Origin of the sequence: Enterococcus sp. AZ050 (assembly GCF_051715085.1) — a bacterium.
GTDB lineage: Bacteria > Bacillota > Bacilli > Lactobacillales > Enterococcaceae > Enterococcus > Enterococcus faecalis.
On sequence record NZ_JBIOTC010000001.1, the window covers coordinates 13393 to 29125 of the forward strand.

General features: G+C 37.5%; 15 protein-coding genes and 1 riboswitch. Of the genes, 13 read left to right on the plus strand and 2 right to left on the minus strand.

Going from position 1 to position 15733, the window contains the following annotated elements; all coding sequences use genetic code 11:
• Positions 1 to 93: 93 nt before the first annotated feature.
• The 9 genes from IGJ04_RS00090 to IGJ04_RS00130 all read left to right on the plus strand — a co-directional run bounded on the left by IGJ04_RS00090 (position 94) and on the right by IGJ04_RS00130 (position 7417).
• Positions 94 to 1218: an SH3 domain-containing protein gene (locus tag IGJ04_RS00090; protein WP_016617903.1), complete on the plus strand. Its 1125-nt coding sequence runs from the start codon at positions 94 to 96 to the stop codon at positions 1216 to 1218.
• A gap of 155 nt (positions 1219 to 1373) precedes the next feature.
• Positions 1374 to 2294, plus strand: a complete 921-nt coding sequence (truB, locus tag IGJ04_RS00095; RefSeq protein WP_010713466.1) for a tRNA pseudouridine(55) synthase TruB — start codon at positions 1374 to 1376, stop codon at positions 2292 to 2294.
• Between the two features lie 25 nt (positions 2295 to 2319).
• Positions 2320 to 3270 carry a riboflavin biosynthesis protein RibF gene (gene ribF, locus IGJ04_RS00100; RefSeq protein ID WP_002363808.1) on the plus strand — a complete coding sequence of 317 codons (951 nt, stop codon included), beginning with the start codon at positions 2320 to 2322 and terminating at the stop codon, positions 3268 to 3270.
• A complete protein-coding gene (locus IGJ04_RS00105) occupies positions 3270 to 3866 on the plus strand; it encodes a GNAT family N-acetyltransferase (protein WP_438839760.1) in 597 nt (198 codons plus the stop codon). Before ribF ends, IGJ04_RS00105 begins: the two co-directional genes overlap by 1 nt.
• A 149-nt stretch (positions 3867 to 4015) precedes the next feature.
• The gene (locus IGJ04_RS00110) at positions 4016 to 4339 is read left to right on the plus strand and encodes a PadR family transcriptional regulator (protein ID WP_438839761.1); all 324 of its coding nucleotides are present in this window, start codon (positions 4016 to 4018) and stop codon (positions 4337 to 4339) included.
• Between the two features lie 3 nt (positions 4340 to 4342).
• Complete coding sequence (locus IGJ04_RS00115; protein WP_002357836.1) at positions 4343 to 4684, plus strand: DUF1048 domain-containing protein; 342 nt, start codon at positions 4343 to 4345, stop codon at positions 4682 to 4684.
• A gap of 24 nt (positions 4685 to 4708) precedes the next feature.
• Positions 4709 to 4969, plus strand: a complete 261-nt coding sequence (locus IGJ04_RS00120; protein ID WP_002360471.1) for a DUF2087 domain-containing protein — start codon at positions 4709 to 4711, stop codon at positions 4967 to 4969.
• A gap of 158 nt (positions 4970 to 5127) precedes the next feature.
• Positions 5128 to 6303 carry an FtsW/RodA/SpoVE family cell cycle protein gene (locus IGJ04_RS00125; protein ID WP_002366570.1) on the plus strand — a complete coding sequence of 392 codons (1176 nt, stop codon included), beginning with the start codon at positions 5128 to 5130 and terminating at the stop codon, positions 6301 to 6303.
• On the plus strand, positions 6269 to 7417 hold the full coding sequence (locus tag IGJ04_RS00130; RefSeq protein WP_002357833.1) for an FtsW/RodA/SpoVE family cell cycle protein: 1149 nt from the start codon (positions 6269 to 6271) through the stop codon (positions 7415 to 7417). The genes IGJ04_RS00125 and IGJ04_RS00130 overlap by 35 nt, the downstream gene beginning before the upstream one ends.
• A 61-nt stretch (positions 7418 to 7478) precedes the next feature.
• On the opposite strand, the gene IGJ04_RS00135 is transcribed toward IGJ04_RS00130, so the two are convergent.
• Complete coding sequence (locus tag IGJ04_RS00135; protein WP_002357832.1) at positions 7479 to 8366, minus strand: LysR family transcriptional regulator; 888 nt, start codon at positions 8364 to 8366, stop codon at positions 7479 to 7481.
• 23 nt (positions 8367 to 8389) lie between these two features.
• Positions 8390 to 9265 carry a LysR family transcriptional regulator gene (locus tag IGJ04_RS00140; RefSeq protein ID WP_002382245.1) on the minus strand — a complete coding sequence of 292 codons (876 nt, stop codon included), beginning with the start codon at positions 9263 to 9265 and terminating at the stop codon, positions 8390 to 8392.
• A gap of 252 nt (positions 9266 to 9517) precedes the next feature.
• A riboswitch (M-box (ykoK) riboswitch) is annotated at positions 9518 to 9688 on the plus strand.
• A gap of 113 nt (positions 9689 to 9801) precedes the next feature.
• On the opposite strand from IGJ04_RS00140, the gene mgtA reads away from it, so the two are divergent.
• The 4 genes from mgtA (at position 9802) to grpE (ending at position 15717) form a co-directional block, all read left to right on the plus strand.
• Positions 9802 to 12462 (plus strand): magnesium-translocating P-type ATPase, encoded by a 2661-nt coding sequence (gene mgtA, locus IGJ04_RS00145; RefSeq protein ID WP_438839762.1) that lies wholly within the window; start codon positions 9802 to 9804, stop codon positions 12460 to 12462.
• A gap of 243 nt (positions 12463 to 12705) precedes the next feature.
• On the plus strand, positions 12706 to 13854 hold the full coding sequence (gene hemW, locus IGJ04_RS00150) for a radical SAM family heme chaperone HemW (protein ID WP_033625284.1): 1149 nt from the start codon (positions 12706 to 12708) through the stop codon (positions 13852 to 13854).
• 225 nt (positions 13855 to 14079) lie between these two features.
• Positions 14080 to 15123, plus strand: a complete 1044-nt coding sequence (hrcA, locus tag IGJ04_RS00155; protein WP_033624937.1) for a heat-inducible transcriptional repressor HrcA — start codon at positions 14080 to 14082, stop codon at positions 15121 to 15123.
• 54 nt (positions 15124 to 15177) lie between these two features.
• Positions 15178 to 15717, plus strand: a complete 540-nt coding sequence (grpE, locus tag IGJ04_RS00160; protein ID WP_002357827.1) for a nucleotide exchange factor GrpE — start codon at positions 15178 to 15180, stop codon at positions 15715 to 15717.
• The last annotated feature ends 16 nt before the right edge of the window (positions 15718 to 15733 follow it).

The window sequence follows — 15733 nt, forward strand, 5'->3', positions numbered from 1 at the left end:
AACTTTCGGCTGATTGCCGAAGAAATTACTTCTGTCCCGCCATTTATCTGCAGGTTTAAGCCGTGAAAGGGAAGTTATTTTGACTTTCCTTTCATGGCTTTTTTTAGAAAGGAGTATGCTATGTTTAAAAAATTAATGATTCAACTTGCTTTAGTGATTGGCTTAAGTTTAACGATTCCGATGACGGCTTGCGCTTACACCATCGAAGCGGATCCAATCAACTTTACTTATTTTCCAGGCTCTGCAAGCAATGAATTAATTGTTTTACATGAATCAGGAAACGAGCGGAACCTAGGACCACACAGTTTAGACAATGAAGTGGCCTATATGAAACGAAATTGGTCAAATGCTTATGTCTCATATTTTGTCGGATCTGGTGGACGAGTGAAACAATTAGCTCCTGCTGGTCAAATTCAATATGGCGCAGGTTCTTTAGCTAATCAAAAAGCCTATGCGCAAATCGAATTGGCTCGAACGAATAATGCGGCGACGTTTAAAAAAGATTATGCTGCCTATGTTAATTTGGCCCGTGATTTGGCTCAGAACATTGGTGCTGATTTTTCGCTGGACGATGGAACAGGTTATGGCATAGTCACTCATGATTGGATTACAAAAAATTGGTGGGGAGATCATACAGATCCTTATGGTTATTTAGCGCGTTGGGGGATTAGTAAAGCGCAGTTGGCACAAGATTTACAAACGGGCGTTTCTGAAACAGGTGAGACTGTCATTGTTCAGCCAGGTAAACCTAATGCACCAAAATATCAAGTAGGACAAGCAATTCGTTTCACTTCAATCTATACAACACCAGATGCTTTAATCAATGAACATCTATCAGCAGAGGCACTTTGGACACAGGTAGGAACAATTACAGCGAAATTACCAGACCGACAAAACCTTTACCGTATTGAAAATAGCGGACATTTGTTAGGTTATGTGAACGACGGCGACATTGCTGAACTTTGGCGCCCGCAAACGAAGAAATCATTTCTAATTGGTGTGGACGAAGGCATTGTTTTAAGAGCAGGACAACCTAGTTTGTCAGCACCTATTTATGGTATCTGGCCCAAAAATACTCGCTTTTATTACGATGCGTTTTATATTGCAGATGGGTATGTTTTTATTGGTGGAACAGATACGACAGGCGCGAGAATTTATTTGCCAATCGGACCAAACGATGGCAACGCACAGAATACATGGGGATCATTTACTAGCTAAAAAAAAAGCCACAAACTCTGCTTTTATCAGAGTTTGTGGCTTTTTTTGCATTTAGCAGAGATTTTGCCAAAGGGAATAAGCAATGGAGACTGCGAAGCTAGGTACTTTTATGCTATAATGACAAAGTTAGTATTATCGGAACTGGAGGAACTATAATGGACGGCATTTTACCGTTATGGAAGGAACGTGGCATGACAAGTCATGACTGCGTATTTAAATTGAGAAAAATTTTACATACCAAAAAAATTGGTCATGGTGGTACGCTAGATCCGGATGTCGAAGGGGTCTTACCCATCTGCGTTGGCAAAGGAACGAAAGTGATCGAATACATGGTAGATTCTGGCAAAACCTATGAAGGTGAAATTACACTTGGATTTGCTACGACAACCGAAGATGTTAGTGGTGAAATTGTTGAAAAAAAACCAGTTACAACACCTCTGCCAACTGAACAAATTGATCAAGCAATGGCCGAAATGACAGGTGAAATCACACAAATCCCACCGATGTTTTCTGCGGTGAAAGTCAATGGTAAACGTTTATATGAATATGCGCGGAATGGGGAAGAAGTTGAACGGCCCCAACGAAAAGCAATGATTTATTCATTTGAACGCACTAGTGAACCAATTTTTAATGAATCCGCTCAAACACAAAGTTGGCGGTTTAAAGTGGTCTGTGGCAAAGGAACCTATGTGCGGACACTATCCGTGGATACTGGCAAAAAATTAGGCTATCCTGCCCATATGTCGGATTTAACGAGAACGGCAAGTGGCGGTTTGCAAGCTGCGCAATGCTTAACGTTAGAAGAAGTAGCCAAACAAATGGCTGCTGAAACAATCGATCAATGCCTGTTGCCCATTGAGACAGCAGTAGAACAATTCCCACGAATTGATTTATCAGATGAATTGTATCAAAAAGTAAAAAATGGCATGCGTTTGCACAAAAAAGAACTAGGAATAAAGGCAATGCCAGAATCCTTAGTTGCCTTATTTTACCAAAATCAAGTGGTTAGTTTATACATGCCACACCCAACGCATGATAAATTATTGAAACCAAGTAAAGTTCTACGGAACAATTAAATAAAAAAGAAGGAAGTTTTTGCACATGCAAGTTATTCAACTACATCATCCCTATGAACCCAATCAAATTCCTAATGAAGAAGTCGTGATGGTCCTAGGCTTTTTTGACGGTGTTCACAAAGGCCACCAAAAAGTAATTGAAACAGGCAAAAAGATTGCTGAGGAAAAAGGCTTGAAGTTAGCTGTGATGACCTTCAACCAACACCCATCAATCGTTTTTCAAAAAGTTTTACCAGAAAATATGAAATATTTAACTAGCTTGGAACAAAAAGAACGCCTAATGGCCAACTTGGGCGTTGATATTTTATATATTGTCGAATTTACTTCAGCGTTTGCTCAATTAAAACCGCAAGATTTTGTCGATCAGTATATCGTTAATTTAAATAGTGCAGTAGCAGTCTCTGGGTTTGATTATACGTATGGTCCTAAAGAAATCGCTGGAGTCAAACAGTTACCAACTTATGCGCAAGGCCGTTTTGAAGTGGTGACAGTACCAAAAGAAGAAATGACTGGTGCCAAAATTAGCTCAACAAGAATTCGCGAAAAAATGGAAGCCGGCGAAATGGAGGAGGTCACGGAGTTGTTAGGATATATTTATGAAACAGAAGGAACAGTTGTCCATGGCGATGCTCGTGGCCGTTTATTGGGTTTCCCGACCGCTAATGTCAAAGTGAAAAGCACCGTGCGCTTACCAAGAATTGGCGTCTATGCTGTGCAAATCGAAGTTGGTGGCAAATGGTATGTCGGCATGGGCTCAATTGGTCATAATGACACCTTTGGAGAAGGACGCGATCTAACCGTGGAAGTCTATATTTTGGACTTCCATCAAGACATCTATGGTGAGCAAGTGGTGGTTCGTTGGAATCATTATTTACGTGACCAAGTGAAATTCAATGGGGCTGAAGCCTTGATCGACCAATTAAAACAAGATGAACGAGATACGGCTGACTATTTCCAACAATCTGAGGATAAATAATGAAGATTCGTCAAGAAAAACCTGCAGAGTATCAAGCTGTAGAACGTTTAACGTATCAAGCGTTTAAGGGATTAAACTTGACCGAAAACTGGCGTCCCACAGAGCATTTTATCGTGCATTTATTAAGAGAAAGTGCCGACTTTATTCCGGAGTTGTCCTTAGTTTCAGAAACTGATCAAGGAAAATTAACGGGTCATATTATGTCTTCAAAAGCCAAACTACGATTACCTGATCATACAGAAAAGGCTGTTTTGACCGTTGGGCCGCTAAGTGTCCATCCAGAAGCACAGAACACGGGCGTAGGCTCAGCGTTAATTAAGCATTCTGTGCAGAAGGCCAAAGAATTAGGCATCGGCGGATTGATTATCCTGGGCCATCCAACTTACTATACGAAGTTCGGTTTTGTTCCAGCGACTACTTTTCAGATTACGTTACCGGAAAAAGAAACATCAGAAGCATTATTGGCTTTGGAATTACTGCCAGGTTATTTTGGCACAAGTGGTGGGGAGTGGCATTTTTCAACATGCTTTGCTTATCCAGAAACACACCCTGCAGAATTAGAAGCCTTTGAAACAGAACTCGGAATAAATGAATAAAGAATAATAAGACGCGACAACTACTAGTTAAGTACTGGTGGTTGTCGCGTCTTTACTACTTTTTATTACAAAGTAGTTGACAGAACCGGTACTCAGTATTATTATGTAGTGGTACATAGTACTAAAGAGTAGTTTAGGGAGGAAAAGCAGTGAAGCAGACAGAGTTGCTAAAAGGCATTTTAGAAAGTTTAGTTTTAGCCATCATCCAAAGGAAAGAAACATATGGTTATGAAATTACAAAAATTTTAAATGACCAAGGGTTTACTGAAATTGTTGAAGGAACCGTTTATACGATTTTACTGCGTTTAGAAAAAAATCAATGGGTTATAGCTGAAAAAAAGCCTTCAGAAAAAGGGCCAATGAGGAAGTTCTATCGCTTAACCTCATCAGGAGAAGCAGAACTCGCTGATTTTTGGCAGCGGTGGGCGTTGCTTTCAAAACAAGTAAACAAGATGAAAAAAATGGAGGGATAGAGCATGTCAAATTTTAAAGCGTTGATCAAAAAAGTTGTTGGGGATAAAAAAGAGTACAAAGAATATAAACGACGGATTGCAGCATTACCAGCAGAGTATCGACAAGTATTTCAAGAAATTGAAAAATATGCTTGGCATTTTTCAGATCATAGTGGAGCCAATATGTTCAATGCGTTGACTGATTTACTTGATTTGTTTGAAGAAGGAGCTGCTAACGGAACACCTATCAAAAATATTACGGGAGAAAAAGTAGGCGATTTTGCTGAAACAATTGTCAATGAAGTCGCTGGCAAATGGACCGATAAACAGAAAGAAAAACTGAATCATCAATTTTCTAAACAATAGTCAAAACAAAAAAGGAGAATAAACATGGTTGAAAATTTTTTTAAAGAAGGAAAGTTGCTGGTTATTCCCAAGAAAAATGCGAAAAAAGTCCAAGTGTTTCAACGTGTGGCCAACCAATTTGAATTTGGGAAAGAATATACGGAAAAAGAAGTCAATCAGCGACTTAGAGAAATCTATGAAGATTATGCACTTTTGAGACGGTATTTAGTAGATTATCAGTATTTAGAAAGAGATAAGTTTGGAAAAATTTATCAGAAATGTGAGCAACACACAAAAATTATATAAATGTCTTTTTTTAAAAGTAGTGAAACTAGGTGAAATGAACCAAGTCTAGCTACTTTTTGTTATGTAAGCTTAGTAATAGTTCTATAAAAAACTCTCTATTTGTTTTCTAACTCAGACTGGTAAGATTGATTTAATTAGAAAAAGATAGAGGTGAGAGAATGAATCTACGTACTTTAGGTCTAACAAAAATTCTTTTGACCTTTATTATATTAAGTATTATTGGCGCGTTAATGATTTATAGCGCCAGTAGCTATGACTTGTTGATGCAAGGCGTGAAGCCCACTGCTGTGTTTATTAAACAAGGCATTATTATGTGTCTCAGCTGGGTGCTAATGTTCGTGATCTACAAAGTTCGACTAGAAGTGTTATTTAATAAAAAAATTGCGATTGGACTGCTTTTAGTTTCGATACTATTACTGTTAATGGTTCGACTACCTTTTTTTGGTGTAGCAGCGAATGGCGCACAACGTTGGATTTCTCTCTTTGGAATCCAATTTCAGCCATCAGAGCTTTGTAATTTTGCGATTATTTATTACTTGAGCTGTTATTTAGGTGAAAAAGAAAATGGCTTGACAACGAAGCAGTTAAGGAAACAATGGCTGTTTGTTTTGGTCGTTGCATTTTTAGTTTTAATTCAACCCAAAGTTGGCGGGGCCATTCTTATTTTAGTTATTGGTAGTGTCTTAATTTTCTCAGCAAGTATTCATGCAAAATTTAGTGTAATTGCTGCGGGGATTGTCGTTGCTAGCGCGGCGCTTCTTTCTAAAATAATTATTTTTCTAGGCGATCACCGCTACTTACCACATTTTTTTGCGCATGTGTATGACCGCTTAGTTGTTTTGAAAAATCCGTTTTTATCCTTTCATGATCGAGGATTTCAGCCTTCAATGGCCTATTTAGCAATGTATAACGGTGGGTTTTGGGGCACTGGATTAGCCAATGGTATGGTAAAAAAAGGTGGCTTGCCAGAAGGTCAAACCGATTTTATTTTTGCGGTGATTGTGGAAGAACTTGGTTTGATTGGCGGCTTACTATTACTATTTCTTTTGTTATTTTTAGCGGCCTCGATTTTGCGAAGTAGTTGTGTAATAAAGAATCATTGTTACGGCTTGTTTTTGTTAGGGGTCGGGACCTTGATTTTAGCTCAAACGGCGATTAACATTGGTGGCGTTTTGGGTTTGATTCCAATGACGGGAATTCCTTTACCGTTTGTTAGTTACGGTGGGACAAGTTATTTAATCTTTTCAGTCGCATTAGGAATCGTCATTAAAATTATTGCAAACGAAAGGCGGCAGTTAAATGGTCAATACAAAAAAATTCAACTTACATCTTAATTATGATTTATTATTGCCCATTTTTTTACTCACACTTTTATCTTCTGGTGTGCAATATTGGATTGCCGTTAATGAAGGAAAAGATGGAACTGTGCCAGCATTAAAACAACTTTTCTTTATTTTTGTTGGCTATGCAGGCATGTTTTTAGCTAGTCGGCTGTCACAGAAATTTATTTGGAAAGTAGCTCCTTTTTTCTATGGGTTTTCATTAATCTTAATGAGTGCTTTGTATTTTTCCTATGACAAAGGAATGTATTTATTGACGGGCACAAAGCGCTGGTTAGATTTAGGGTTTATTAAATTTCAGCCATCAGAAATTGCGAAAATTGCGTTTATTTTAATGTTGGCAAAAATTATTGTCCAACATGAGCAACAAGACTGGTCTGATAAATGGCGTTCAGACAAGCAACTTCTAAAAAAAATCGTTGCGGTTAGTGTCCCTGTTTTTTTCTTGATGGCGGTACAAAAAGATTTTGGGACATCCCTTGTTTTCGTAACGATTATTCTATCTCTTTTAGTTATTTCAGGAATTGATCGCAAAATTTTAATCATTATTTTCAGTGCTTTAGCAACGTTAGGCGTGGTCTTGATTCTGTTAGTCTTTACAGAGTGGGGGCACAAAGTACTCTTCTTTTTACATTTTAAACAATATCAATTGGATCGAATTTTAGCATGGATTCATCCCTATGATTATGTCGATAAAATCTCCTATCAACAAGTACAAGGCTTATTGGCAATTGGTTCGGGTGGTTTATTTGGCAAGGGTGTGCATGGGATTGAAGTGTATGTTCCTGTTCGTGAGTCTGATATGGTTTTTACTTTTATCGGGGAAGCCTGGGGCTTTGTGGGCAGTGCCACTGTTGTTTTTCTCTATTTTTACTTGTTTTATCAAGTTTTAGTAGCTGGCTTGCGGAGCAATTCGCGTTTTTGTATGTACATCTGTGTCGCCCTCATTTTTTCGCTGGTTTTTCAAACGGTGGAGAATATCGGTGCGGTGATTGGACTGTTGCCGTTAAAAGGTATTCCGCTTCCGTTTTTAAGTCAAGGAGGCACTTCGTTAGTGATGGCTATCACTTCTTTAGGATTTGTCAAAGGAAGAGAAGCCGCTACCTGAAAACACAAATAAAAACCAAGACTGGAACTCGCTTGCCGACAAGCTCTAGTCTTGGTTTTTACTATTGAAATTGTTTTTGGCATTCAGCCAAAAGTTGTTGAAGTTGTCGACTCATGTAACGTTCTTTTAAATAATAAACTGCCATGTTTCGTTTAGGTAGTTCTTGGTAAGTCAGTGTATGGATCGAATTGTCTAAAAGTTGAATATTTGTGTATTCGGGGACAATAGCGAAACTATCGGAATGAGACACCAAGTGAGTAATAAGTGAAAGAGTATCCACTTGAATGACTTTCTCTGGAGAAAAATTAGAAAACGTAGTATCTAGCCAATTGGTTAATTTGTTTTGCTCGGAAAATTCGGTATTTAAACGGACGAAGGGGTACATTGTTAGTTCTTTTAAAATTTCTTCCGTCGTGGCTTTGGCCAAAGCTGGATGATCATTTCTTAAAATGAATTGATAATTTGCTGTAAATAAATCAATTTTACCAATATGTTCAGGTAATGGTAAGTCAGCAAAGGAAATACCAAAATCTGCATCCATTGTTTCCAAGGATTGAAGAATATTTTCTGTAATAATAGTATGGACTTGTAAGTTGGATGAACGATCCGTTAATGTTGTCATTAGTAAGTCATTCAATTTATATTCTAAATCACAGAGATAAGTGGCTACATAAATATGGTTGGAAGAATGATTAATTTCTTTTAGCTCTTCTTCAATTGAGACCAACTCATTGGTGATGCGCCAACAATATTTTTCTAAAATTAATCCAGCCGGTGTTAAGGTGGTAGTTTGACCTTGGCGATTAAAAAGTTCAGCGCCTAACGTTGCTTCAAGAATTTTTATTTGCTTACTTAATGCAGCTTGAGAAATTGCTAAATTTTCGGCTGCTTTAGTAAATTGTTTCACTTTGCATAACTCTAAAAAATAATGTAAACGAAATAGTTCCATGGGAATTCCTCCTTTTTCTATTCCTAGAATAAATAACGTAATTGTTCAAATAAATAACGGTGTGCTTCACAATGTCCGTGATGATTATTCTGAACTAAATAGATGGCTCGTTCTGGACTATCTTCCAGAGGAATACCAACTAAGTTACGTCTGTTTAGTTCATCAGTGAGTGAATAGGGAAGGATGCTACAGGCTTTTTCTCGTTGGACCATGTCTAAGACTAAATGAAGAGAAGGAAGTTCGATGACGATTTGCCGATTTTCCCAATTTATTTTACGTTCCCAACGTTTAAACACTTTTTTTTCATATACTTGATCGGAATATGCAGCAAAAGGTAAAGAACGAATTTCGTCAATCGTCACGCTATCGGCATGGGCTAAAGGATGATTTTTATTGACACAAAGGAGATAGCTTTCTGTATAAATTAATTCTTTCTCTAATGGAATCGAGGTATCCAAAAATATCCCAATCCCAATGTCAATTAAATCTGTTTCCAAGGCTGTTTCAAGATCGTAATAATACTTAAAATCAATACTTACATACGGATAGGATTGATTAAATAACAACAAGACTTCTCCAAATGCTTTATCTATATCAATTAAGTTTGTTCCAATCCGAATGGTCGTTGTCGATCCTTGGGTCACTAATTCATTAATCTCTTCTTGCGCTTCCTTAATGAGTGCAAAAATCATTTCTGTTCGCTTGGCGACGACTTCGCCTGCTGGAGAAAGCCGACAATGTTTCTTGTCTCTTAAAATTAATGAAGCACCTAATTCACGTTCCAACTCCTTGAGCTGGGTACTTAAATAAGGTTGACTCGTATGGAGCTTTTGAGAAGCTAAAGTAAAACTCGCATACTTTGAAACTGCCATAAAATATTCTAGTTGTTGTAATTTCATTTTCCTCACCGCCGTTTCTTTAACTATACAAAAAATAGCAGAAGAAAAGCTTCTCGACAAGGCTATCTGACGGTCTTTAGATTAATTTAACCAGTTATGATTCTATGAATAAATACGAATCATACCAGAAAACTATAGTAAATAAGCGGATTATTTTTCTTTTTGTTACTGAATGGACAAAAAGTTATCTGCTAAAAACTTTTTCTATATCGTTATTTTTTCAAGGAAGAATTATACTTGCTGTTGTAATTAAATAAGATTTGTTAGGTGAGGCTCCTATACAAACATAGGCTACTGCCCAAAAATGTCGAGAGACGCCAATGGGTAGAACAGGAACTGTCGAATGAAGGCTTTTCTTAAGGTAGCTAAAAGCAATCGCTTTTTACGTTGTATAGTGCTAAAGCTCAACGATAAGAACGATTATTCTTTGACACGTTGAGTTTTCAGCGTGTCTTTTTTTGTGGAAAGGGTGAGGAAAATGGAAGATGAACCGATCGTCAATTCAAGTCAACAACAGATAAATGAGGTGAAAGAAAATGGAAAAGAAAATGCGTCACTTGGGCCATGACTATAGTTACAAAAAGTTTGCCCATTCAGAAGTAGAAAAAGTTTTACAACGTTTCGGCTCAACTTGGGATGGCATTAAACACCAAGATATTGAGGAATTACAAGAACGTTATGGCCGCAATAAAATTATGAATGAAAAAAAAGCTTCACGGCTGCGACTTTTTATAAAATCGTATATCACGCCGTTTACTTTGGTGTTACTAGCACTAGCCACGATTTCATTTTTTACAGAATATGTCTATGCTGCGCCAGAGGAAAAAGATGTGACTGGCGTGTTAATTATGTTAGCGATGGTCATCTTAAGCGGCACGATGAGTTTTGTACAATCAGTCAAATCAAGCAATGCAGTTGAAAAATTACAAAATATGATTAAAGTTACAGCGACAGTCATTCGTGACAAGAAGCAAATGGAAATTCCTATTGAGGAAGTTGTGTGTGGCGACTTAGTCCAACTATCCGCTGGCGATATGATTCCAGCCGATTTACGTTTAATCCAATCTAAGGACTTATTTGTTTCCCAATCATCCTTGACTGGAGAGAGTTTTCCCATTGAAAAACACGCGACTCATCAAAAAGATAGTGATCAAATTGATACAGAATACGACAATCTTTTGTTTTTAGGAACAAATGTAATTAGTGGCACTGGTTTGGGCATTGTCATTAAAGTTGGTAATCAAACTTTATTCGGAAGGATGGCTTCTGATAACGGAGAAGAGCAGCAGCAGACGAGTTTTAAAACAGGAATTAATAAAACAACGTGGGTACTGATTCGCTTTATGTTGGTCATTACGCCAACTGTTTTTCTAATTAATGGGTTAACAAAAGGCGATTGGGTGGAAGCATTAATGTTCGCGATTGCCACAGCTGTCGGCTTGACACCAGAAATGTTACCCATGATTGTAACAACCAATTTAGTCAAAGGTTCTCGAGAAATGGCTAAAGAAGGCACGATTATGAAAAATGTCAATGCCATTCAAAATTTTGGCGGGATGGATGTACTTTGTACGGATAAAACAGGTACCTTAACACAAGATAAAGTAATTTTAGAATACCACTATAATATTGGATGCCAAGAAGATCAAAAAGTCTTGGATTTAGCATTTCTAAACAGTTATTTTCAAACAGGTTTGCGTAATTTAATGGATAACGCCGTTATTCAAGCGGCGACACAAGAAAGTGATATACAATCAGATGATTTTTATAAAGTAGATGAAATTCCTTTCGATTTCAATCGACGTCGAATGAGTGTGATTATCAAAGAGTTTAAAACGCGAGAAACACGCTTAATTACCAAAGGTGCGGTTGAAGAAATGCTCTTGGTCTGCACACAGGTACTTTTAGATGGCGAAATTGTGCCCTTAACAGAGACGCTGCGTCAAAAAATTACCAAAGACGTTGAAGCTTTAAATCGAGATGGTTTGCGCGTTCTAGCAATTGCCGATAAAAAAGTCGAAGCGGCTGAATGGGAGTATACAACTAAAGATGAATCAGAGTTGATTTTACAAGGCTATCTTGCCTTCTTGGATCCGCCAAAAGAAACAGCAGCGGCAGCTATTCAAGCCTTGCATCAACATAATGTAGCTGTGAAAGTATTAACGGGGGACAATCAGTATGTGACGCATTCTGTTTGTAAAGAAGTTGGTCTGGCTGGCGAAAAAATTATTACAGGAAATGAACTTCAACAATTAAACCAAGAAGAATTAAGAAAAACCGTTCAAGTGTATAATATTTTCGCCAAAATTACGCCTGACCAAAAAGTTCGTATTGTAAATGCGTTAACTGAAAATGGTCAAACTGTTGGCTTTTTAGGTGATGGAATAAATGATGCTGGAGCAATGCGTGCTGCTGATGTAGGAATCTCTGTTGATACAGCTGTCGATGTGGCGAAAGAATCGGCGGATGTAATTTTATTGAGAAAAGATTTAATGGTTTTAGAAAAAGGAATTTTATCTGGACGGCGCGTGTTTACGAACACGATGAAGTACGTCAAATTAACAGCAAGTTCTAATTTTGGCAATGTGTTTTCCGTGATCCCAGCAAGTATCTTTTTACCATTTTTACCGATTGCTCCGATTCAATCGCTATTATTAAATCTAATTTACGATACTTCGTGTATGTCAGTTCCTTGGGACAAAGTAGATGAAGAATACGTAGAAAAACCAAAAAAATGGGAACCAAAATCAATTGGTAATTTTATGCGTTGGTTTGGCCCAACGAGTTCTATTTTTGATATTGTTACCTATTTATTTATGTATTTCATTGTGTGTCCGGCTATCCTAGGTGGCTCATTCTTTGAATTAAATGGAGCAGATCAATTGCTCTTTATCGGTATTTTCCATGCAGGGTGGTTCATTGAGTCCTTATGGTCCCAAATGCTCGTCTTGCATTTCCTACGAACAGAAAAAATGCCTTTCCTTCAAAGTAGTGCTTCTGGAATTATGACGTTAGTCACTACAGCAGGGATTGTTCTCGGAACTGTTTTACCCTTTACCGCTTTCGGTGCAGAACTAGGATTTGTCGGTTTATCACCAAGCTATTTCTTGTATTTAATCCCGACAATTGTTGCTTATTTAGCACTGGTTGCGTTCATTAAAGTTTTATACGTCAAACGTTACGGTCAATTACTGTAACTGATTTGTACTATTATATATAGAAAAATTTTTTTACTTTTCTTTCAAGGTTGAGGAGGTGTCGGTTTTTATGACAGCTCCTCGTTGTTGTTTTAAGTGACTGTGCGAATTTTTTTATGGATTTATTTGTCATTTACAGTTAGTATGGCTAGTAGAGACTTTCCAAAAAGAACGAGCTTTTTGGTAATAAGGAGATAAAACGAGCTAATGACCAAAACAAACCAACTTTCAACTTCAACGCCGATGTTCGATCGGTCGGCCTATATTCATATTCCATTTTGTGAGCATATTTGTTATTATTGCGATTTTAACAAGGTCTTTTTAGAAGGACAACCAGTTGATGAATATATTCAGAGTTTATTAAAAGAAATTCAACTTACGCAAGCATTGTATCCAGAACAAGAAATGAAAACCATCTATATTGGCGGAGGCACGCCAACTTCATTATCAGCGAAACAGTTAGATGTGCTACTAAAAGGGGTTCGCGAACAGCTAACGTTTGATGACCGAAATGAATTTACGGTGGAAGCAAACCCTGGTGATTTAACCCAAGAAAAATTACAAGTCATGAAAAACTATGGCGTCAATCGTCTTTCGATGGGCGTTCAGACATTTGATGATCGCTTGCTCAAAAAAATCGGCCGCAAGCACACCGCCGCAGATGTTTATGAAACAATGAAATTTTTAGAGAAAGAAAATTTTACCAATGTCAGTATTGACTTAATCTATGCTTTACCTGGACAAACATTGGAAAGTTTTCGCGATACTTTGACAAAAGCCTTAGCATTGGACTTGCCGCACTATTCGCTTTATTCATTAATTCTTGAAAATAAAACAATGTTCATGAACTGGGTTCGCCAAGGACGGTTACAGCTGCCTGAAGAAGAAATCGAAGCACAGATGTTTGACGAAACGATTGAAGCAATGGAGAAAAAAGGACGGCATCAATATGAAGTCAGTAATTTTGCTTTAACAGGAAAAGAAAGCCAGCATAATCTAGCTTATTGGAATAATGACCACTACTATGGATTTGGCGCAGGTGCCAGCGGCTATCTTGGACAAACTCGTTACAAAAATCACGGTCCAATCCAACATTATTTGAAACCCTTGCGAGAAAATCAATTGCCAATTGTGGAGACTGAAGAATTAACTCGTCTAAATCAAATAGAAGAGGAGCTATTTTTAGGCTTACGTAAAAAAGTAGGTATTTCTAAACAAAAATTCCAACAAAAATTTCATGAACCAATTGAAGCAATTTATGGAGAGGTCATTCAACGCTTAATCAAAGAAGAATTATTAATTGAAGAAGCAGATATCTTACGTTTAACGAAAAAAGGACTATTTGTGGGGAATAATGTTTTTGAAGCATTTTTGTTAAGTGAAAAAGAGTGAAAAAATAAAAAAATCATCGAAGTGTGACAAAGCATTTCGATGATTTTTTTATTACAAAAGTTGGTATTGATGGTTTTTGAAGGTGGTTTGCAGCGATTAGCACTCTTGTGTGAAGAGTGCTAAAAAGTTGCGTATTTCCCTTGACAAAAAGGTAAGGACTTGTTATATTAGTATATGTAGTTAGCACTTAGATGTTAAGAGTGCTAATGAAGGGTGGTAATAACGATGATTACAGAAAGACAACAAAATATCTTGAGACTTATCATCCAAAATTACACGAACACGGGCTTACCTGTCGGTTCTAAGAAATTGATGGAGGATGGCATTGCCTCTAGTTCTGCCACAATTCGTAATGATATGAAAGCATTAGAAGAATACGGCTTATTAGCTAAGACCCATTCTTCTTCAGGGCGAATCCCCTCAATGGCTGGTTATCGTTACTACGTGGATCATCTTTTACAACCAACACAAGTAGAAGAGGACGAACTTAGAAGGATCCGTCAATCTTTTGGAAAAGAATTTCATGAGATTAATGATATTATTCGACAATCAGCTGAAATTCTATCAGAATTGACAAGTTATACTGCTTTTTCATTAGGACCTGAAGTGAAAGAACGGAAATTAACCGGCTTTCGAATGGTTCCTTTGAATGATCGGCAAGTCCTTGCTATTATAGTGACAGATAAAGGCAATGTTGAAAACCAAGTATTTGCCATTCCTGCCGCTGTTTCTAGCCAAGATCTTGAAAAAATGACACAAATCATCAATGATAAGTTGGTTGGACAACCTTTGTTGACCGTTTATCATCGTTTGCGGACGGAGATTCCGATGATTTTACATCGCTATTTCCAAACGCCAGAAGGAATGATGAACTTATTCGATGAGATGTTAGGACATGCCTTTGAAGAAAAAGTCTTTGTCGGTGGTCGCATGAATTTGTTAGATTTTGGCATCAAACAAGATATTGAACAATTGAAATCTGTCTATTCCTTTATGCAAAATTCTGATGAGCTGACGCATTTATTAAATGGTTCTGCAACAACAGAAAATCCAATTGTTTTTCGTATCGGCTCAGAAATTGGCAACAATCTCTTAGAAGATATGAGCATGATCACTGCTACGTATGAAGTATCAGGACATGGCAAAGGAACAATTGCCCTGCTAGGACCAACCAGTATGCCGTATTCAAAAATATTCGGTTTGGTAGACACGTTTCGACATGAGCTAGCTTCACAACTAGGTGACTATTACCGTTTTTTAGGTAATTAGGCAAACCTTGTTAGGATAAGAAGTAGATGCATAAAGAGAAAGGAAGTTGCTGAAGTGAGTAAAAAAGAAGAGAAGCAAGAAGAATTACAAGAAGAAATGGAAGCTGTTGATGCTGCTGGCGTTTCTGAAGTAGAAGTTGAAGCAACAGAGATTGAAAATCTTAAAGCAGAGCTTTCCGAAATGGAAGACAAGTTCTTGCGGGCAAGAGCCGAAATTGCTAATATGAGCAATCGAAATAAAAACGAACGAGAATTATTAGTTCGTTACCGCTCACAAGATTTAGGTAAAAAGATTTTACCATCTATTGATAATTTAGAACGAGCAATGGCTATTGAAGTATCAGATGAACAAGGCGAAAGCTTGAAAAAAGGTATTTCGATGGTGCTAGAAAGTATTACTGTGGCTTTAAAAGAAGAAGGAATTGAAGAAATCCCAGCAATGGGTGAAACCTTTGATCCAAATTTACATCAAGCCGTTCAAACAGTCCCTGCTTCTGAAGAAACCCCAGCAGATACCATTGTTGAAGTTCTACAAAAAGGGTACAAATTACAAGATCGTGTGTTACGACCATCCATGGTCATTGTTGCACAATAACAAACGTTAATTAAAA

Bases quoted from the DNA above. Each gene is read 5' to 3' on its own strand.
- IGJ04_RS00090 (WP_016617903.1), top strand. From the start codon at position 94: ATGGCTTTTTTTAGAAAGGAGTATGCTATGTTTAAAAAATTAATGATT.
- truB (WP_010713466.1), top strand. From the start codon at position 1,374: ATGGACGGCATTTTACCGTTATGGAAGGAACGTGGCATGACAAGTCAT.
- ribF (WP_002363808.1), top strand. From the start codon at position 2,320: ATGCAAGTTATTCAACTACATCATCCCTATGAACCCAATCAAATTCCT.
- IGJ04_RS00105 (WP_438839760.1), top strand. From the start codon at position 3,270: ATGAAGATTCGTCAAGAAAAACCTGCAGAGTATCAAGCTGTAGAACGT.
- IGJ04_RS00115 (WP_002357836.1), top strand. From the start codon at position 4,343: ATGTCAAATTTTAAAGCGTTGATCAAAAAAGTTGTTGGGGATAAAAAA.
- IGJ04_RS00120 (WP_002360471.1), top strand. From the start codon at position 4,709: ATGGTTGAAAATTTTTTTAAAGAAGGAAAGTTGCTGGTTATTCCCAAG.
- IGJ04_RS00125 (WP_002366570.1), top strand. From the start codon at position 5,128: ATGAATCTACGTACTTTAGGTCTAACAAAAATTCTTTTGACCTTTATT.
- IGJ04_RS00130 (WP_002357833.1), top strand. From the start codon at position 6,269: ATGGTCAATACAAAAAAATTCAACTTACATCTTAATTATGATTTATTA.
- IGJ04_RS00135 (WP_002357832.1), bottom strand. From the start codon at position 8,366: ATGGAACTATTTCGTTTACATTATTTTTTAGAGTTATGCAAAGTGAAA.
- IGJ04_RS00140 (WP_002382245.1), bottom strand. From the start codon at position 9,265: ATGAAATTACAACAACTAGAATATTTTATGGCAGTTTCAAAGTATGCG.
- mgtA (WP_438839762.1), top strand. From the start codon at position 9,802: ATGGAAAAGAAAATGCGTCACTTGGGCCATGACTATAGTTACAAAAAG.
- hemW (WP_033625284.1), top strand. From the start codon at position 12,706: ATGTTCGATCGGTCGGCCTATATTCATATTCCATTTTGTGAGCATATT.
- hrcA (WP_033624937.1), top strand. From the start codon at position 14,080: ATGATTACAGAAAGACAACAAAATATCTTGAGACTTATCATCCAAAAT.